Here is an 18,982-nt window from a genome sequence, read left to right as displayed (position 1 = left end):
CTCCTGGAGCAGGTGAAGGGAGGATCGCTCGTCGCCGCGGACACGATGAACTACTGGATCTCCTCGAAACCGGAGGCGCTGCGGCGCCTGCTGCCGCGGGTCCGCGTCCTGCTGATCAACGACGGCGAGATCCGCCAGCTCACGGGCCGGAAGAACGTCGTCGAGGCCGCGGACGCGGTTCGGGCGGCAGGCACCCCGGTGGTCGTGGTGAAGCGGGGGGAGCACGGGGTCGCCGTGTTCGGCGCTGGGGAGACGTTCGCGATCCCCGCGTTCCCCGTGCGCCGGGTGGTGGACCCCACGGGGGCGGGGGACACGTTCGCGGGGGGATTCCTCGGGTTCCTCGCGATGACCGGCGGCCTGGGACCCGGGGACTTCCGCCGGGCCGCGGTCGCAGGGTCGGTCATGGCGTCGTTCCAGGTCGAGGACTTCTCGCTGGACCGGCTCGTTCGCCTCACGCCCGCGGAGATCCACGAGCGATACGACGCGTTCCGCCGCCTGACGGAGTTCGGCCCGTATCCCGACTGAGACCGCGCCCGCCTCCTTGACACCCCGAGACGCCGCTTCCTATACTCCCGCTTCCGCACCGGATGGGCCGGCGCGAAGTCGTGGTGTCCCCGGGAGGCGGTGCATGGCGCAGGTCATGGAAGGGAAGCTCGACGCGAAAGGGATGCGGTTCGCGCTGCTGGTGTCGCGGACCAACGACTTCGTCGCCACGCGCCTGCTGGCGGGCGCGGAGGACTGCCTCGAGAGGCACGGGGCCGGAGCCGACGCGCGCACCATCGTGCGCGTCCCGGGAAGCTGGGAGCTGCCGCAGGCCGCCGCCCGCCTTGCCGGGTCGGGGAAGTTCGACGCGGTGGTGGCGCTGGGCGCGCTGATCCGGGGAGAGACGCCGCACTTCGACGTGCTGGCGGCCGAGGTGGCCAAGGGGCTCGCGCAGACCGCCCTCCAATCCGGCGTCCCGGTGGCGTTCGGCGTCGTGACCGCGGACAGCCTCGATCAGGCGATCGACCGCGCCGGCGCCAAGTCCGGGAACAAGGGCTGGGACGCCGCCCTCGCCGCGGTGGAGATGGTCAGCCTCTACCGCCAGCTGGCGTAGGGGCTTCGACCTTGGGCCAGCGAAGGCGCGCCCGCGAGTGCGCGCTCCAGATGCTCTTCCAGATGGACCTGGCCGGCGGGCCGCCCGAGGACGTCTTCGGGCTCTTCTGGGCGGGCCAGGAGGCGCCGGAAGAGCTCAGGGCGTTCGCGGAGGCGCTGGTGAGGGGGGTGGCCCGCGAGAGGCTCTTCCTCGACAATGTGGTGGCCGGCTCCGCCGAGCACTGGCGGATCGAGCGGATGGCCGTGGTCGACCGCAACGTCCTGCGCATGGCGGTGTACGAGATGCTGTTCGACGCGGAGATCCCGCCGGTCGTGGCCATCGACGAGGCGATCGAGGTCGCGCGCAAGTTCGGCAGCGAGGAGTCGGGCGCGTTCATCAACGGGATCCTGGACGCGGTGCGGAAGCGGGTCGAGAGGGGCGAGATCTCGCCCCGGAAGGACGGGCGGTGAAAGGGCGCTCGCAGGCGGGGCGGCGGCCCGGAGTCATCGCGGGGCTCCTCGTCGCTGCGGTGGTCTCCGCCCAGCCGGGCTGCGGGTACAAACTCTCCGGGAGAAACACGTTCCTTCCCGAGCGGATCCGCGTGATCATGGTCTCGCCGTTCGAGAACCGCACCCAGCGTCCGGACATCGAGCAGCGGGTGACCGAGGAGGTCGCGCGAGAGCTGACGAAGCGCGGCCATTACAAGGTCGTGTCCGACCGGGCGCACGCCGACGCGCTCCTCGAAGGCGCGGTCAGCGAGTACCGGTCGAGCCCGGTCCAGCTCGACGCTCAAGGGCGCGCGACCCGGCTCGAGACGGTGGTGACGATCCAGGCCACGCTCCGCGATCTCTCGTCCGAGACCGTGCTCTGGAGCCAGTCGGGTCTCGTGTTCCGCGAGCAGTACGACGTGCAGGCCGAGGTGCTCCAGGAGAACCTCGCGCTGGATCAGATCGCGCAGGGGGCGGCCCAGGCGCTCGTCAACTCGATGTTCGAGGGATTCTGATGGCGGGGCGTGGCGCCCAGGGCCCGTGGGGCGGAGTCGCCCTGCGGGCGGTCCTCAAGGACATCGCGCGGGGATGGCCGCCGGGACTCGTCGTGCTCACCGGCGAGGATCTCTTCCACCTCGACGCCGCACAGCGGGCCCTGCTTTCCTCCCTCGCGCCCGGCGGGACCGCGGATCTCGAGCTCACGGTCTTCGGGGAGCGGAGGGTGGACGTGGGAAGCGTGGTGTCCGCGGCCCGCTCCGCGGGGATGTTCTCGCCCCGGCGCGTCGTCCTGGTCCGGGACGTCGAGTCCCTCGAGGGCAAGCCCGGGCCGGTCGCGGAGTACGCGTCGGCGCCGCCCGCCTCGAGCTTCCTGATCGTCCGGGCCCCCAGGCTCGACGCGCGGCGAGCGCTCCACCGCGAGATGCTCGAGGCGGGGCGCGTCCTCGCCTTCCGGCCCGCGGGACCGGAGGAGACGACGGCCGTGGTTCGGGAGGCCGCGGAGCTCGCGCGCGAGCGCGGTCTCTCGCTCGACCCCGCGGCGATCGAGTTCGTGGTGGAGATGGCCGCGGGCGACCTCCACCGGGTGTCGAGCGAGCTGGACAAGATCCGCGACTGGCGCGGAGGCGATTCGAGGGGCGCCGTGAGCCTGAGCGAGGCGCGGGAGGTCGCGGTCGGCGGCGGGACCCTCTCGGGGTGGGAGCTCGCGGACGCGATCCTGGCGCGGGATCCCGTCCTGGCCCTGACCGCGGCGCGACGTCTCGCGGAGGCCGGCGAGCCCGCGCTCCGCACGCTCGGGGGGCTCGCGTGGCGCCTCAGGGGCATGCTGGAGGTGAAGGCCGCCCTCGAGGCCGGGGCGCGGCCGGAGGACGCCGCGCGGACGGTCTGGACCGGTGTTCCGGCGAAGCGGCTCCTCGCCGGGCTCGAGCGCTGGCCGTTCGACGACCTCCTGGCGCTCCCGGGCCGCTTGTTGCGCGCCGACCGGACGCTGAAGAGCCGCGGGATCGAACCGCGGATCGTCGTCGAGTCGCTGGCGGAGGATCTCACCTTTCGCTCCTCCGGCGCGGGCCGGGAGGGACGATGAGCGGCGCGCACGAGACGGTTCTGATCCTCGACTTCGGTGCGCAGTACACCCAGCTCATCGCGAGGCGGGTGCGGGAGCTCGGGGTGTACTGCGAGATCCTCCCGTTCTCGGTGCCGGTGGCGGAGCTCGGATCGAAGTCGCCTCGAGGGATCATCCTCTCGGGCGGGCCGGACTCGGTCTACGGCGAGGGAGCCCCCCGGGTGGAGCGCGGGCTGTTCGAGCTCGGGGTCCCCGTCCTGGGGATCTGCTACGGGATGCAGCTCATGATGTTCCGGCTCGGCGGCGTTGTTGAGGGGTCGATGAGCCGCGAGTACGGTCCGGCGACGATCCGGGTCGCCTCGCCCGACACCTCGCTCCTGTTCCGCGGTCTCGACGCGGATCAGAAGGTCTGGGCGAGCCACGGCGACCGGGTTCTCGAGCCGGCGCCCGGGTTCCGCGCGGTGGCGTCCACGACGAACGCCCCGCTCGCCGCCGTCGAGGATCCCGAGCGGCGGCTCTTCGGCGTCCAGTTCCATCCGGAGGTGGCGCACACCGAGCACGGGCGGGAGATGCTCCGGAACTTCCTGTTCGACGCCTGCGGCTGCCGGGGCGACTGGACGATCGCGTCGTTCGTGGACGACGCGGTGGCCGAGATCCGGCGCACCGTGGGCGATCGGAAGGTGATCTGCGGCCTGTCGGGAGGCGTGGACTCGGCGGTCATGGCGCTCCTGCTCCACCGGGCCATCGGCGAGCGGCTCGTGTGCGTGTTCGTGGACAACGGCGTCCTGAGGAAGGGGGAGGCGGAGCAGGTGCTGCGTGACTTCAGGGAGCGCTACCGCCTGCACGTCCGGTGCGCCGACGCCTCGCGGCGTTTCCTCGCCAGGCTCCAAGGGGTCGAGGACCCCGAGCGCAAGCGAAAGATCATCGGCGAGACGTTCATCGAAGTCTTCGAGGAGGAGGCGCGCGAGGTCGGCGACGTGGAGTTCCTCGCACAGGGGACGATCTATCCGGACCGGATCGAGTCCGCCTCGGTCAAGGGACCGTCGGCCACCATCAAGACGCATCACAACGTGGGAGGGCTACCGGCCCGGATGCGCCTCTCCCTGGTGGAGCCTCTGCGCGATCTGTTCAAGGACGAAGTGCGGCGCGTGGGGCAGGACCTGGGGCTCGACCCCGCATTCGTGGGGCGGCACCCGTTCCCGGGGCCCGGACTCGCGGTGAGGGTGCTGGGCGAGGTCACGGCGGAGCGGGTGGCGCTTCTCCAGGAGGCGGACGCGATCTTCATCGCGGAGCTGCGCGCGGCGGGGTTCTACGACCGGGTCGCGCAGGCGTTCGCCGTCCTCCTCCCGGTCCGCAGCGTGGGCGTCATGGGCGACGGCCGGACCTACGACAACGTGGTCGCGCTCAGGGCCGTCGAGACCTCCGACTTCATGACCGCGGACTGGGCGCGGCTGCCGGCGGATCTCCTCGCGCAGGTCTCGAGCCGCATCGTCAACGAGGTGCGAGGGGTCAACCGGGTCGTCTACGACGTGACCAGCAAGCCCCCCGGCACCATCGAGTGGGAGTGACCATGGCGTCCGGCGGGCCGCGGTTCGTCCACCTCCACAACCACACGACCTACTCCTTGCTGGACGGCGCGCAGCGGATCGACGAGATGCTCGCGCGGGCGTCCCAGGACGGCCAGACGTCCCTGGCGATCACGGACCACGGGAACCTCTTCGGGGCGCTCGAGTTCGGGCGCAAGGCGGCGCGGCACGGCGTCCGTCCGATCATCGGCATCGAGGCGTACGTGGCGCCGGGCTCCAGGTTCGACCGGAGCCCGCAGCAGGCCGGCGCGGGACGCAAGCCGTACTTCCACCTGATCCTGCTCGCCGAGAGCTACGCCGGGTACCGGAACCTCATCCGGCTGGCGACGGCGGGCTTCCTGGAGGGGTTCTACTACCGGCCGAGGATCGATCGCGAGATCCTGAAGGAGCACTCCGACGGGCTCGTCGCGCTCTCGGCCTGCCTCGCCGGCGAGATCCCGTCGCGCCTCAGGGGAGACCGCTACGACCTGGCCCTCGCCGCCGCGGGGGAGCTCCGGGATCTCTTCGGCGAGGGGCGATTCTGGCTCGAGATGCAGGACCACGGCCTGGAGGAGCAGGCGAAGGTGAACGAGGGGCTGGTGCGCCTCTCCCGGGAGCTCGGCGTGGGGCTGGTGGCCACCAACGACTGCCACTACCTGCTGCCGGAGGACCACTTCGCGCACGACGTGCTGGTCTGCATCCAGACCGGGAAGACGGTGAAGAGCGAGGAGCGGATCCGCTACTCGGAGCAGCACTACCTGAAGACCCAGGAGGAGATGGCGCAGCGGTTCGCCTGGGCTCCGGAAGCGGTGGAGAACAGTCTGGCCGTCGCCGGCCGCTGCGGCTTCGCCTTCGAGAAGCAGCCGCACCAGCTCCCCGCGTTCCCGGTGCCCGAGGGGCACGACCTCGAGGGGTACTTCGTCAAGGTGGCGCGCGACGGGTTCGAGGAGCGGGCGGGGGAATGGAGCGTCGAGATCGACGCGGGAAGGCTCCGCCACGGCCTCCCGGACTACCGGCAGCGATTCGAGCGCGAGGTCGCGATCATCCGCAAGATGGGGTTCGCCGGTTATTTCCTGGTGGTCTGGGACTTCATCCGGTTCGCGCGCGAGAGAGGCATTCCGGTGGGCCCGGGGCGGGGCTCCGCCGCCGGCTCCCTCGTGGCGTACTGCATGCGGATCACGGACATCGACCCGATGCAGTACGGGCTGCTCTTCGAGCGGTTCCTGAATCCCGAGCGCATCAGCCTCCCGGACATCGACATCGATTTCTGCTTCAGAGGCCGCGACCGGGTCATCGACTACGTGACCGAGAAATACGGCCGCGCCAACGTCGCCCAGATCATCACGTTCGGGACCATGGCCGCCCGGGCTGTGATCCGGGACGCGGGACGAGGCCTGGACATCCCGTACGCCGACGTCGATCGGATCGCCAAGATGGTCCCCCAGCGGCCCGGCGTCGAGGTGACCATCGAGGGGGCGATGGCGGAGGTGCCGGCCCTCAAGCAGGCGTACGAGAACGAGCCGACCGTCCGCCAGCTCCTCGACGTCGGGAAGCGGCTCGAAGGACTGGTCCGGCACGCCTCGACCCACGCCGCGGGGGTGGTGATCGCCCCGCGGCCGATCGTGGAGTTCGCGCCGCTGTACCGGGGGGGGAACGACGAGATCACGACTCAGTTCGCGATGGGGGACATCGAGGAGATCGGCCTCCTCAAGATGGACTTCCTCGGCCTCAAGACGCTGACGCTCATCTCGGACGCGCAGGACTCCATCGAGGCGCACACCGGGTCCCGGCCGGACATCGACCGGCTCCCCCTGGACGACCCGGCGGTCTACGAGCTGTTCTCCCGCGCGAAGACCTCGGGGATCTTCCAGTTCGAGTCGAGCGGCATGCAGGAGATCCTCCGCCACCTGAAGCCCGACCGCTTCGAGGATCTGGTGGCGCTGAACGCGCTCTACCGGCCGGGGCCGATCGGCGGCGGGCTGATCGACGACTTCATCAAGCGCCGCCACGGGAAGGTGCGGGTCGAGTATCCCCATCCACTCCTGGAGGACATCCTGCGGGAGACGTACGGGGTGGTCGTGTACCAGGAGCAGGTCATGCAGATCGCCTCACGCATGGCCGGTTACACGCTGGGGGAAGCGGACATCCTGCGCCGCGCGATGGGGAAGAAGAAGAAAGAGGTGATGGCCGCCGAGCGGCAGAAGTTCCTGGATCGCGCCACGGGGCAGGAGATCCCGCTCCACGACGCGGTGAAGGTCTTCGACCTGATGGAGTACTTCGCCGGGTACGGCTTCAACAAGTCCCACTCGGCGGCGTACGCCCTCGTGGCCTATCGCACCGCCTGGCTCAAGGCCCACTTCCCCGTGCACTTCATGGCCGCGCTCCTCACCAGCGAGAAGGGGACCACCGACAAGCTCGTCAGGTACGTGAACGAGTGCCGGGAGATGGGGATCAGGGTCGTGCCGCCCGACGTGAACTCCTCGGGGCTCGACTTCACGGTGGAGGACGCTTCGATCCGCTTCGGTCTCTCGGCCATCAAGAACGTCGGGGAGGCGGCGATCCGCTCGATCCTCGAGGTGCGGGAGCGAAGGGGGCGCTTCGGCTCGCTCCTCGACCTCTGCGCCGAGGTCGACCTCCGCCTCGTGAACAAGCGCGTCCTCGAGGCCCTGGTGCAATCCGGGGCGCTCGACGCGTTCGGGGGGCGTCGAAGCCAGCTCCATGCCGCGGTGGACGCCGCGATCGAGTTCGGGCAGCGGCGGAGAGCCGAGCGGGAGGCCGGCCAGACCAGCCTCTTCGGCGGGGGGGACGGGGTCGGCGCCGCGGAGGCCCAGCTCCCGCTCCCGGATCTTCCCGACTGGGACGAGAGAACCCGTCTCGGCCACGAGAAGGCCACGTTGGGTTTCTACGTCACCGGCCACCCCCTCGAGAGCTGCCGGGATCTGCTGCGGGACTTCGGAACGCACACCACCGCGGACCTCAAGGAGGGGAGCTCCGGCACGGAGGTCGCGCTGGGAGGCATCATCACCGACCTGAAGCGCCGCAAGTCGAAGAAGGGCTCGTGGTGGGCCTCGATGCACGTCGAGGATCTGGAGGGACTGGCGGAGGTGATGGTCTTCCCCAAGACCTACGACGCCTGTCAGGCGATCCTGGAGAACGACCGCTCGATCCTCGTGACCGGACGACTCGACGTGGACGAGGACCGGGTCCGGATCACGGCGGACCAGATCGTGCCGCTCGAAGACCTCCGCGAGCGTCGCGCCGAGGCGGTGCAGCTCCGGCTGGTGGCCGCCGAGCTGGACGACGACGTCGTCGCGAGGCTGAGGGAGGCGGTCGCGGCGCATCGCGGGGACGTTCCGCTGTACCTCGAGGTGGTGCGGCCCGGCTCGTTCCGACTCGTGGCCCGAGCGGAGCCGTCCCTCAGGGTGGCACCGTCGAGAGCGCTCCAGGAAGCCCTCGAGGCCGTCGTCGGCACCGGGGCCGTGCGCTACCGGGCCCGAAGCGCACGTTGAACCTCGGGGAACGGGATGGTAGCATGCCCTCTTTTCCCCGCGGGAAGGGCCGACGCGCGGGCCTCACGCGCGATCGCGCGGATTCGCACGGCGAACGCGGCTCCTTGGACGAGAGGTGGGCATGGGATTCAAGGGACGGCATCTGTTCACGTCCGAGTCGGTGACCGAGGGGCACCCCGACAAGATCGCGGACCAGATCTCCGACGCGGTGCTCGACGCGATCCTCGAGAAGGACCCGACGGGCAGGGTCGCCTGCGAGACCCTCCTGACCACGGGCCTCTGCCTGATCGCCGGCGAGATCACGACCAGCGTCTACGTGGACCTGCCCAAGGTCGCGCGGAAGACGATCGGCGAGATCGGCTACGACGACGCGATGTTCGGCTTCGACGCGCAGTCCTGCGCCGTCATGGCGGCCATCGACGAGCAGTCCCCGAACATCTCCCAGGGGGTGGACACCGGGGGCGCCGGCGATCAGGGGATGATGTTCGGCTACGCCTGCCGCGAGACCGAAGACCTGATGCCGCTGCCGATCACGCTCGCGCACGCCCTGGTCCGCCGGCTCGCCGACTGCCGCAAGCAGGCGGTCCTCGACTTCCTGAGGCCCGACGGCAAGTCGCAGGTCACGGTGGAGTACGAGGGGGATCGGCCGGTGCGCGTGGAAGCCGTGGTCGTCTCCACCCAGCACGCGAAGGGGGTCCCGCACGGGAGGATCCGGGAGTCGGTGATCGAATCCGTCGTGCGGCCGGTGATCCCCAAGGAGATGCTGGACTCCAAGACGAAGTTCCACGTCAATCCCACGGGCCTCTTCGAGATCGGCGGACCGCAGGGAGACACGGGTCTCACCGGACGGAAGATCATCGTGGACACGTACGGCGGCATGGGACACCACGGCGGCGGCGCGTTCTCGGGAAAGGACCCGACCAAGGTGGATCGCTCGGCGTCCTACATGGCCCGCTACATCGCGAAGAACGTGGTCGCCGCCGGTCTCGCCGACCGCGCCGAGGTCCAGCTCGCCTACGCCATCGGCGTCGCCGACCCCGTCTCGGTGGCCGTCGACACCTTTGGCACCGGCCGCGCCGGAGAGGACCGGATCGTCGCCCTGATTCGCGAGCATTTCCCCTTGACGCCCAAGGGGATCATCGAGCACCTCGAACTGAGGCGGCCCGTCTACCGAGCCACCGCGGCGTACGGCCACTTCGGGCGCCGGGAAGCGGGTTTCACCTGGGAGTCGACGCGGCTCGCGGACGGGCTCCGTCGCGACGCCGGTGCCTGAGTCCCGGCCGCGTCGGTCGGCGGCCTGAGGGAGAAGGGCGATGGAGGGCGCGGAGGGCCGGCCCGCCCGAGGGTGGCTGAGGCGCCACGCGATCGGGGCGGCCGCCGTCTCGGCCGCCGTCCTGGCGACCGCGGGGTGGCTGGGCGCGGGCGTGCGGAGGATCGACCCCGCGTTCGAGTTCGGGGTGGTCGAGTCCCGGTTCCTGGGAGCGCCCCGCAAGGTCTCCGGTCCGACGGTCGTCGTGCCGCCGGGGCTCTACCGGTTCCAGCGCTTTCCGCGAAATCTCGTGGAGGTCCCGCTACCGAGCGCCGACGCGGCTCGGCTCGAGGCGCCGGATGGAACCCTGTTCGGCCTCGTGGGACGCGCCGCGGTCGTGATCCGCGACGACGGTTGGCTCGCCGCCGCGAAGGCCGCGGGGGGCGCCGGGCTACAGGGAGTCCTGTCGGACGCGCTCCGGGCCACGGTGCGCGCTCTCGGACCTTGGGACGTCCGCGAGCCGATCCCACAGAGCGTCCAGTCGCGGTTCGAGGCGGAGTTCGGGCGCGCCCTCGGTCTGCGCGGCGTCGACCTCAGGCGCCTGACCCTCGGCGGCGCCGTTCTTCTGACCGTGCCGAAGGGAGCCTCGCTCCCCGCCGCGTCCGAGACGAAGCTCCTCGTCCTGGGACTCGACGGCGCGGACTGGGCGATCCTCGATCCTCTGCTCCGGCAGGGGAAGATGCCCAACCTCGCACGGCTGATCGAGCGCGGGATCCGCTCGAAGTTCTTGACCATCAGCCCCGCGCTCTCCCCGGTGGTCTGGACCAGCATCGCGACCGGGGTCAATCCCGCGACCCACGGAGTCCTCGACTTCCTCGTCCCCGATCCCGCGGGAGGGGAGGGCCAGCCGGTGACCTCCGCCCAGCGAAGGGTCCCTTCGATCTGGGACTTCTTGTCGGGCGCGGGCGTCGAGGTCGGTGTCGTCGGCTGGTGGGCGACCTGGCCCGCGGGTCCCCTCGACGGCTTCATGGTCACCGACCGGGTGGCTTACCAGTTGTTCGGCCTCGATCCGGACCCGGGGCGGGCGGCGGGTAAGACCTGGCCGGCGGATCTCTACGATGCCGAGGTTCGGCGCCGGATCGTGAAGCCGTCGGAGATCGGCTGGGAGACGGTGCTGGCCTATCTCGACGGCCCTCGGCGGCGCCCCGAGGAATTCGACGCGGACGAGACCAAGCTGCTGGACGACTTCCGGACGCTCCTGGCCTCCACCGAGACGTATCTCAGGGTGACCCTCGCCCTCCGCTCGAAGTACGCGCCCCGGTTCGAGTCCGTCTACTTCGAGGGGACCGACACGGTGGGGCACCTCTTCATGTCGTACCGGCCGCCGAAGCTCGCCGGCGTCGAGCCGAAGCGGTTCGAGTCGTTCCACGCCGTGGTCGATCGTTACTACGAGGCGATGGATCGCGACATCGGGCTGCTCCTCGAGGGACGGGAGAAGGGCTGGACGATCATGGTCCTCTCGGACCACGGGTTCGCGAGCGACGCCTCCCGCCCGCTCACCACCGACTCCCGGATCGGACACGGTCCCGCCGCGGACTGGCACCGGCGCTTCGGCGTGCTCGTGCTCGCAGGCGAGCACATCCGGGCCGGGACCCGTCTCGGCGAGACCGGCATCTACGACATCGCGCCGACGGTCCTCGCGCTGTTCGGCCAGCCGGTGCCGCGCCCGTGGCCGGGAGCGGTGCTCTCCGACGCGATCGATCCGGCGTTTCTCAAGGCGCACCCGGTCAGGTACCGCGAGGACGCACCCGCCTTCGCGATGGCGGCGGGCGGCGGCGAGGCGAGCCCTTCGGACCCGGAGGCGGCCGAGCTCCGCGAGAAGCTCCGCAGTCTGGGCTACCTCGGGAGCACCGAGGACAAGCCGGTGCGGGTGACCACGCGCAACAACACCGGGATCGCGCTGCTGGCGCAAGGAAAACGGTCCGAGGCGGAGAAGGAGTTCCGGGCCGCTCTCAAGGACCAGCCCGACCAGCCCGTGATCCTCGTGAATCTCGGAACGCTGCTCCGATTCGAGCATCGGACGGACGAGGCGAGGAAGACGCTGGAGCGGGCCCTGGCCTTCACCGCGACCCGGCGCGCGGCAGGCCAGCAGCTGGGACAGCTCTTCCTGGATCTGGGCGACCTCGACGACGCCGAGAAGCGCCTGAGGCAAGTCCTCGAGGTCGAGCCCGGCGCCGCGGACGTGGTGAACACGCTCGGGCTGGTGTTGCAGAAGAAGGGGAAGGGCAGGGAGGCGAGCGATCTGTTCCACGAGGCCACGGACCTCGATGCCGACGCCGCGGAGCCGCGAACGAACCTCGGCAACCTCGCACGCGCCGCGGGGCGCCTCGACGAGGCCGAGGACTGGTACCAGAAGGCGATCGAGGCGGATCCGTACTACATGGGGGCGTACAACAACCTCGCCCTGGTTTACCAGGACCGCGGCGAGATGAAGCGGGCCATCGACCTGTACGACCGCGCACTCGCGAAGTCGCCGAACCACGCGGTGGTGCTGAACAATCTCGGGAGCCTCTTCTACGCGACGGGGGATCTCGAGCGAGCCCGGAACGTGTGGAAGCGGTCCGCGGCGGCGGACGCGCGCTACCCTTCGCCGCTCAACAATCTGGCCGGTCTGGAGCTGGCGGCGGGAAAACTCGATTTGGCCGAGGAACTGCTGCGCAAGGCTCTCGTCCTCGACCCGAACTACGGCGACGCCAGGATCAACATGGCGCTGGTGCTTCGCCACCGGGGGAACAACTCGGCCGCCCGCCGGCAACTGGAGAAGGCGCTCTCGGACCCCAAATCGAGGGCCACCGCGCTCCTCCAGCTCGGAGTCCTCGACCTGGGGGCGGGGGACAATCCCTCGGCCCTCGCCCGACTCGACGAGGCCAGGCGCCTCTCGACGGGGCGCGACACCCTTCTGCTCAATGCGTACGGCGAGGCGGCGCGCAGGATGGGACGTGGCAGGGATGCAATCCAGGCCTTCAAGGCGTCGCTGGCCGTCGATCCCTCGCAAAAGGAAATCCGGGCCGTCGTCGACAAGCTCGAGAGCCGGACGGGCGCGCCTCCCCGTTGATCGCGACGGGGGCGGCTTCAGGTCCCGATGAAGAGGAGGAGGTACGAGCCGAGGAGGCCGTAGAGGATGTTCGGGGCCCAGGCGGCGAGGAAGGGCGGGAGGACGGTCTCGAACCCGAGCGCGTTGAAGATCGCGAAGGTGGCCCAGTAGACGATGACCAGCACGAGCGCGACCCCGATCCCGTAGAGGGAGCCGCGCCGGCCCACCTGGAACGCGAAGGGCAGTCCGAGCAGCACCATCACGAGGGGCGTCACCGGCTGCGCGAGCTTCGAGTAGAACGCGACCTTGAGCCGCGTCGTGTCGTAGCCGCTGTCGCGAAGGGAAGTGATCTGCTTCCCGAGGTCGACGAGGCTCATCTGGTCCGGCAGATCGCCGCCGACGTTCAGCGTGATCTCACGGCGGGCGAAGTTCTCGGGCGGGTCGAGGTCGCAGCGCTCGTCTCCTTCGAAGGTTCTGAATGTGCCGACCGTTTTGTCGGCCGGAAATGTCCGTAGCCAGCCGCGCTCCATCACCCAAGACTTGCCGTCCCATTTCGCGAGGCTCGCGAACCGGTGCTCGAGGACCTTGGGCGCCGCGCGATCCAGCTTGAACACGCTCAGGCCCTGAAAGGTCTGGTGGTCGGGATCGTAAAGACGGTAGTGATAGAGATTGGTCCCTCCGGAACCGAACACCCAACGACCCCCGATCGTGAGGCCGTAGGTCCGGGGCGGCTTGCCCTGGATGCGATCCTTCGCCTCCTGGGCCCTCTGGTTCGTGATCGGGGCGATCTGGTCCTGCACGAGGAATAGCGCGACGCAGAGCGCGAAGGTGGCCAGGAGGACCGGTACGATCGCGCGCCGCATGCTGATCCCGCTGGCCTTCATCGCGGTCAGCTCGCCGCTCCGGCCCAGAAGGGTGAACGCGACGACTCCGGCGACCAGGCAGGCCACCGGCAGGATCAACGGCAGCTTTCCGGGGGCGAAGTACTTGAAGTAGTCGAGGACCATCCAGACGGAACGATGCTGCTGGAGGACGCCGTCGAGGAGGTCCTTGAGGTCGACTACCGCGAACACGACGTAAGCGGAAAGGAGAGAGTACGCGAGCACTCGGAGGTAGTGGACCGCCACCAAGCGGTCGACGAGTCCCACGAGCCGGTAGGGGGAGGCGCTCCCGGCCCACTCGGTCGGAGGGGCGGGCAAGCCCCGCTGACCGACCCCGGGCCCGGGACCTGCGGCGCCCTTGCGGCGAAGGACGCGGGCGGCGAGAGTCGCTGAGGCCGATCGGATCCTCCAGATCCATGACTCCTCCCGTGCTCCACTCCGCATCCTGAAGAACGCCCAGGCTGTCCATGCGGCGGTCACGAGATTGCCCGACCAGACTCCGACGAACGCGGGAACCCGTCCCTGGAGCGCTTGATCTCGGGCCGAGGTGAAGACGATCCAGTACACCAGGGTCACCGCGATGCTCAGCGCGAAGCTCGCGCCTTTACCGGACCGCGCGCGGGTCATGCCGAGTGGCATCCCGAGGAGTGCAAAGAGCAGGCACGTGAAGGGGAGCGCGAGGCGCTGGTGAATCTCGATCCGGGTCGCGCGGCTCCGGTACTCGCGAATGGCCTGCTCCTTCGTCTCGCGCGCGCGCTTGAGCTCGGGAAAGAGCTCGGTGAATGCCATGTTCTGAATCGCGCGAGGCGGCGGGCTCGAAAGGGCCTTGAGATAGGGAGGGGGCTCGATCGGGACCTGGTACCGGTCGAACCCGAAGAACCGGTAACTCTGAGGCCGATCCTCTCTGTAAACGTGACAGACGCCCTTCCTCAGGTCCGCGATCAGTCTTCCCGAGCCGTCCCGGGTTTGGAAGAGATCGCCGTCCTGCGCGAAGAAGGTGTAGCTCTCACCGCCCTCGCCCTGAGCTTGGTGAACGAACACGCCATCCAGGCGCCCCTCTCCGCCCGCGCGGATGTCGTCCGCGAAGAGGACGTAACCGGGGATCTCGCTGTAGAAATTGCGGGGGCTGAGGTTCGTCGCCATGCTCCCGGTCAGGAGGACCTCCGAGTTCAGGATCCGGGACGCATAGCTCGTCCGCGGGACCACCACCGCGTAGATCGCGAAGGAGGCGAGGCTCATGAGGATGCCGAGGATCAGGACCGGGCGGAGCAGGAACCAGGGGCCGAGACCGGCGCCCTGGATCGCCACGATCTCGTGGTCCGCCGAGAGGCGACCGAAGGCGATGAGCACCCCCAGCAGGGTGGCCATGGGTATGGCGAGCACGAGCAGCTGGGGTATCTCGAAGGAGAAGAGGCGAAGAACGACGGAGAAGCTCAGGTTCTTGGAGAGCGCCAGGCGGGCGACCAAGAGGAACGCATTCATCAGGAGGACGAAGCCGTAGATGCTCAGGCCCAGAAAGGTCGGGGCGACGAACTCCGAGAGGACGTGCAGCGTGAGGCGAGTCGTCTTGGGCATTCGGTGGAGTCTAGGAAGCGGCTAGGGGTCTGTCAACGGTGGGGGAACCCCAGAGGCGGCGTGGGCAGCCCGGCTGCCCGACCGCTGCAACGTCCGATAAGGTATATTATGTAAACTCAAATAGGGCGAAAGCACGGGAGCGCGCCCCAATCGCTGGCCCATCGCATCAATCGTCCGCCTGACCCCCAACTGCCTCGGACCCGCTCAGCTCGGCGCCCGGCCTAATACCCGCTTCGTCTCCCTGGCGCGTGTCTGCGCTCAGCAGCTCCCCACCGCTCGACAACTCATCCTCGATCAGAGACTGCAGAATCGCCTTGAGCCGCTCGATGACTTCGGTCCTCTCGACCTTGGGCCTGTCGAACGTCATGCTGAACTGAAAGCTTGCATCTCCCTCGGGCTTGTAGCGGAACGTATACCTCCTGGGCCGGCGCCCTGGAGCCGACTCTCCCTTGTTGAACCGGCGGGCCTCCTCCCTCGTCATTCCGCCGCCGCTGATCTGGTCGATGAGCTTGTCCATGGCGTCGCCGTCGGCCTGCCGCGCGATCTGGAGGAGCATGGACTTGCTCGTGATGTCGGCCTGCCGACATCTTTCCCGGACACCCTCCGGAATCCGACAGAGGCTCAGCGTCTCGGTGATCACCGGCCGCGACTTCCCGAGCTTTCGAGCGATCTCCTCGTGCGTATACCTGAACTGGTCGGTCAGGCTCTGGATGGCCTCGGCCTCCTCGAACGCGTGGAGATCTTTCCGCTGGAGGTTCTCGATGAGGGAGATCTCGAGCATGCCCCGGAGATCGACGTCCAGTTCGACGCACGGGACGCTTCGGAGCCCCGCGATCTTCGCGGCCTGGAAGCGGCGCTCTCCCGCAATGATCTGATACTTGGCCCCGTGTCCCCGGACGAGGATGGGCTCCAAGATCCCTTTCTCCTTGATCGAGGCCACGAGGTCGGTCAGGTCACCGAACTCCTTTCGCGGCTGGTTGGGATTCGGCTCGATCCTCGATACCTCGACCATGCGGCCGATGGACTCGGTGCGTCCGGACGTGACCTCCTCGACGAAATGCGTATCGTGACGCATGTGCTTCTCTTCCGGGAGACCGCGGAACTTAGACACGGCCGATCACCTCCTCGGACAGGCTGTAATATTCCATGGCCCCGGTCGAGCTCGGGGCGAACGTGAAAATGCTCTGGCGGTATGCGGGGCTCTCCTCGAGGCGCACGCTCTTCGAGATCGTGGTCTTGAAGACCTTCTCGCCGAACACCTCGCGTATCCGGCGCTTGATGTCGCGCGACAAGACGGTCCGCCGATCGTGAAGGGTGATCACGACGCCGAGGAACTGCAGGTTGGGATTGGGCCGGGATCGAATCTTCTGGTAGGTCTCGAGGAGGTCGTCCGTCCCCTCGAGGGCAAAGTACGACGATTGGATGGGAACCATCAGGTGCGTGGCGGCGACCAGGGCGTTGACGGTCAGGATCCCGAGTGTCGGTGGGGTGTCGATCACGATGTACTCGTAGAGTCCGCGGTACGGATCGAGCTTGTCCTTGAGACGAAAGTGGCTGTCGTACTCCCCCACTAGCTTGACCTCGGCTTTGGCGAGGGAAATGCGCGCGGGCAGGATGTCGAGGTCGGGGCTGTCGGTATTGTGCACGACTTCGGGGACCCCGATATTCGGCTCAACGAGAAGGTCGTAGACCGACGCCTGGACCGTGTTGGGATCGACGAAGGAGAGCGTCGCGTTCCCCTGAGGATCGAGGTCCACGAGAAGGGTCTTCAGGTGCTTCTGAGCGAGCGCGGCGGCGAGGTTGATCGCGGTCGTGGTCTTTCCGACACCGCCCTTCTGGTTCGCGATCGCGAGCGTCATGGCCGCCATGGAGTCCTCGCACGCGCACGGCGTTCATTGTGCAGAGAAACGACTCGGTCAGTCGGTCGAGTTCGGCTCATCGAAGCAGGACGGGTCATGACGCAATGTGGGGCAGCGGCCCGGAAATCACACAAGATCTTGCGGTGGCGTTCAGGAAAAGGGAGTTTACCGGGGGGGACGAATGTTGTCAAGCGGGGTTCTTGGTGGATCCGAGACCGGTTCGTGCGACGTGCCGACAATAATGTCGGCAAAACCGGAGTGCGACTCTGCCTGGGCTAGGAACCGCGTCACAGCCAGGCCGCGGTCACATCTCGTACTTGCCGAGTTCTCCTGGGTCGACCTGCTCGAGCCACCGGCGCAGGCGCTCGGTCTCGTCGACGTCGCGGTCCTCGCCGCTGACGGACGAGCGATCGAGGACGGACTCCTCGACGAGGATCGGCGCGCCAAGCCGGAGGGCGATGGCCATCGCGTCGCTGGGTCGGGCGTCGACGGCCAGCCGCTCGGAGTCGCGGACGAGGTGGATCGTCGCGAAGAACGTGTTGTCCTTGAGATCGGTGATGACGACCTTCTCGACCCGGGCGTGGAGGTCGTGGATCACGTTGCACAGGAGGTCGTGGGTCATCGGACGCGGGGACTGGATCTTCTCGATCTGCATCGCAATGGCGTTGGCCTCGAAGATCCCGACCCAGATCGGCAGGACGGCATCCCCGTCGGGCTTGCGGAGGATGATGATGGGCATGTTCGAGACCGGGTCGATCATCAGGCCCTTGATCTTCATCTCGACCGGCATCGATTCCTCCCCGGGTGCCGAAACCGCCCCGCCGGGATCCCGCAGTCGCCGCCCTGGTGGGTGAAACGCCCGGTAGCCCCAGGAATATACATGCCGACTTCCGCCGTGGTCAAGCGGAGCCGGCGGCGTGACCGTAAAGGGAGAAGGCCGAAGAGCGGTCGACCTCGACGCGCACGAGCCGGCCCGGAGCAACGTCCCCCGAGAAGTTCACCACCCTATTGTCGGGCGCTCGGCCGCTCCACTCCGTCGGGTTCCTCAGGCTCGGTCCCTCCACGAGGACCTCGACGATCTCGCCGACCCGCGCCGCGTTCCGCACCTCCTGGACCCGCTTCTGCCGCGCCTGGAGGGTCGTCAGGCGAAGGAGCTTGACCTCCTGCGGAACCGGATCCCCGAGGGCGAGCGCCGAGGTGGCGGGCCGCGGCGAGTAGGCGAACGAATACACCGTGTCGAAAGGCACCGCGTCGAGGAGCTCGAGCGTCTCGAGGAACTCGGGATCGCCCTCGCCGGGAAAGCCCACGATGACGTCGGTGCCGAACGACATCTCCGGGATCCGCCGCCGCACCTGCCGGATCCGCTCGAGGTAGCCTTCGCGATCGTATCCCCGCCGCATCGCGCGAAGCACCTCGGACGATCCGGATTGGAAAGGAAGGTGGAGGTACGGGCAGAGCTTCGGACGGGCGGCGGCCATCGCCTCGACGAGCGAGGAGGTCATCTGCGCGGGGTGGGACGTGGTGAAGCGGATGCGCTCGATCCCGTCGATCTCCGCCGCGGCGCGCAGCAGGTCGCCGAGGGTCCTGCCCGCTCCATCGCGGTAGGCGTTCACGGTCTGGCCGAGGAACTCCACCTCGAGCACGCCGCGCGCGGAGAGGCTTCGGACCTCGGAGAGCACGTCGTCGAGATCGCGGCAGCTCTCGCGACCCCGGGTCCTCGGAACGATGCAGAAGGAGCAGCGGTGATTGCATCCCTCGATCACGGTCACGTAGGCCTTGCCGCTCCCCTCCCCCTCGCGGCGGATCCGCTCGAAGGGGAAGAGGATCGAATCGTCGCGGACCTCGACGTCCACGGTGTGCCGCGCCGACTCGTCCCCCGAGCGGAGCCGCCGGAGCAGGTCAGGCAGCGTTCCCACGGCGGACCTCGGACCCAGCACGAAGTCGACGTGGGGAGCGCGATCGAGGATCGAGACACCCTGATCCTGCGCGACGCATCCGCACACCCCCAGGACCGTTTCGGGGCGGCCGCGCTTCCACCCCCTGAGCCGACCGAGCTCGGAGAAGAACTTCTCCGCCGCCTTCTCCCGAACGGAGCAGGTGTTGAGCAGGATCACGTCGGCGTCGCCGAG

At 68.8% G+C, this 18,982-nt stretch carries 14 protein-coding genes; 9 read left to right on the top strand and 5 right to left on the bottom strand.

Features of this window, described 5'->3' with window-relative positions; translation table 11 throughout:
• From LAO51_15455 to LAO51_15415, 9 genes are all read left to right on the top strand, one after another.
• Window positions 1–525, top strand: a 525-nt coding sequence (locus LAO51_15455; GenBank protein ID MBZ5640142.1) for a sugar kinase, incomplete at its 5' end; no start/stop codon positions are given.
• Between the two features lie 103 nt (window positions 526–628).
• Window positions 629–1,096: a 6,7-dimethyl-8-ribityllumazine synthase gene (gene ribH, locus LAO51_15450; protein MBZ5640141.1), complete on the top strand. Its 468-nt coding sequence runs from the start codon at window positions 629–631 to the stop codon at window positions 1,094–1,096.
• An 11-nt stretch (window positions 1,097–1,107) separates the two neighbouring features.
• A complete protein-coding gene (gene nusB, locus LAO51_15445) occupies window positions 1,108–1,545 on the top strand; it encodes a transcription antitermination factor NusB (GenBank protein ID MBZ5640140.1) in 438 nt (145 codons plus the stop codon).
• Entirely contained in the window at window positions 1,542–2,078 is a 537-nt protein-coding gene (locus LAO51_15440) for a hypothetical protein (protein MBZ5640139.1), read from the top strand. The genes nusB and LAO51_15440 overlap by 4 nt, the downstream gene beginning before the upstream one ends.
• Window positions 2,078–3,142: a DNA polymerase III subunit delta gene (holA, locus tag LAO51_15435; protein MBZ5640138.1), complete on the top strand. Its 1,065-nt coding sequence runs from the start codon at window positions 2,078–2,080 to the stop codon at window positions 3,140–3,142. The genes LAO51_15440 and holA overlap by 1 nt, the downstream gene beginning before the upstream one ends.
• Window positions 3,139–4,689, top strand: coding sequence for a glutamine-hydrolyzing GMP synthase (gene guaA, locus LAO51_15430; protein ID MBZ5640137.1), 1,551 nt, complete (start codon window positions 3,139–3,141; stop codon window positions 4,687–4,689). Before holA ends, guaA begins: the two co-directional genes overlap by 4 nt.
• A gap of 2 nt (window positions 4,690–4,691) precedes the next feature.
• On the top strand, window positions 4,692–8,195 hold the full coding sequence (dnaE, locus tag LAO51_15425; GenBank protein ID MBZ5640136.1) for a DNA polymerase III subunit alpha: 3,504 nt from the start codon (window positions 4,692–4,694) through the stop codon (window positions 8,193–8,195).
• A 121-nt stretch (window positions 8,196–8,316) separates the two neighbouring features.
• Window positions 8,317–9,468 carry a methionine adenosyltransferase gene (gene metK / locus LAO51_15420; protein MBZ5640135.1) on the top strand — a complete coding sequence of 384 codons (1,152 nt, stop codon included), beginning with the start codon at window positions 8,317–8,319 and terminating at the stop codon, window positions 9,466–9,468.
• Window positions 9,469–9,508: 40 nt separating this feature from the next.
• Window positions 9,509–12,559, top strand: a complete 3,051-nt coding sequence (locus LAO51_15415; protein MBZ5640134.1) for a tetratricopeptide repeat protein — start codon at window positions 9,509–9,511, stop codon at window positions 12,557–12,559.
• 17 nt (window positions 12,560–12,576) lie between these two features.
• Here the strand turns inward: LAO51_15415 and LAO51_15410 are convergent, their stop codons facing one another.
• From LAO51_15410 to miaB, 5 genes are all read right to left on the bottom strand, one after another.
• Window positions 12,577–14,994 (bottom strand): LptF/LptG family permease, encoded by a 2,418-nt coding sequence (locus tag LAO51_15410; GenBank protein MBZ5640133.1) that lies wholly within the window; start codon window positions 14,992–14,994, stop codon window positions 12,577–12,579.
• Window positions 14,995–15,160: 166 nt separating this feature from the next.
• Window positions 15,161–16,069 (bottom strand): ParB/RepB/Spo0J family partition protein, encoded by a 909-nt coding sequence (locus LAO51_15405; GenBank protein ID MBZ5640132.1) that lies wholly within the window; start codon window positions 16,067–16,069, stop codon window positions 15,161–15,163.
• A gap of 28 nt (window positions 16,070–16,097) precedes the next feature.
• The gene (locus LAO51_15400) at window positions 16,098–16,853 is read right to left on the bottom strand and encodes an AAA family ATPase (protein MBZ5640131.1); all 756 of its coding nucleotides are present in this window, start codon (window positions 16,851–16,853) and stop codon (window positions 16,098–16,100) included.
• 304 nt (window positions 16,854–17,157) lie between these two features.
• Window positions 17,158–17,643, bottom strand: coding sequence for a bifunctional nuclease family protein (locus LAO51_15395; protein MBZ5640130.1), 486 nt, complete (start codon window positions 17,641–17,643; stop codon window positions 17,158–17,160).
• A 109-nt stretch (window positions 17,644–17,752) separates the two neighbouring features.
• A partial coding sequence (gene miaB, locus LAO51_15390) for a tRNA (N6-isopentenyl adenosine(37)-C2)-methylthiotransferase MiaB (GenBank protein ID MBZ5640129.1) occupies window positions 17,753–18,982 on the bottom strand: 1,230 nt, incomplete at its 5' end.

The sequence above is a fragment of the Terriglobia bacterium genome, assembly GCA_020073205.1.
Classification (GTDB): Bacteria; Acidobacteriota; Polarisedimenticolia; order Polarisedimenticolales; family JAIQFR01; genus JAIQFR01.
This window is presented reverse-complemented; position numbering and strand designations above follow the sequence as displayed.

What these genes read in the sequence shown, in the direction of transcription:
- ribH (MBZ5640141.1), top strand. Translation starts at nt 629, where the DNA reads ATGGCGCAGGTCATGGAAGGGAAGCTCGACGCGAAAGGGATGCGGTTC.
- holA (MBZ5640138.1), top strand. Translation starts at nt 2,078, where the DNA reads ATGGCGGGGCGTGGCGCCCAGGGCCCGTGGGGCGGAGTCGCCCTGCGG.
- guaA (MBZ5640137.1), top strand. Translation starts at nt 3,139, where the DNA reads ATGAGCGGCGCGCACGAGACGGTTCTGATCCTCGACTTCGGTGCGCAG.
- dnaE (MBZ5640136.1), top strand. Translation starts at nt 4,692, where the DNA reads ATGGCGTCCGGCGGGCCGCGGTTCGTCCACCTCCACAACCACACGACC.
- metK (MBZ5640135.1), top strand. Translation starts at nt 8,317, where the DNA reads ATGGGATTCAAGGGACGGCATCTGTTCACGTCCGAGTCGGTGACCGAG.
- LAO51_15415 (MBZ5640134.1), top strand. Translation starts at nt 9,509, where the DNA reads ATGGAGGGCGCGGAGGGCCGGCCCGCCCGAGGGTGGCTGAGGCGCCAC.
- LAO51_15410 (MBZ5640133.1), bottom strand. Translation starts at nt 14,994, where the DNA reads ATGCCCAAGACGACTCGCCTCACGCTGCACGTCCTCTCGGAGTTCGTC.
- LAO51_15405 (MBZ5640132.1), bottom strand. Translation starts at nt 16,069, where the DNA reads ATGCGTCACGATACGCATTTCGTCGAGGAGGTCACGTCCGGACGCACC.
- LAO51_15400 (MBZ5640131.1), bottom strand. Translation starts at nt 16,853, where the DNA reads ATGACGCTCGCGATCGCGAACCAGAAGGGCGGTGTCGGAAAGACCACG.
- LAO51_15395 (MBZ5640130.1), bottom strand. Translation starts at nt 17,643, where the DNA reads ATGCCGGTCGAGATGAAGATCAAGGGCCTGATGATCGACCCGGTCTCG.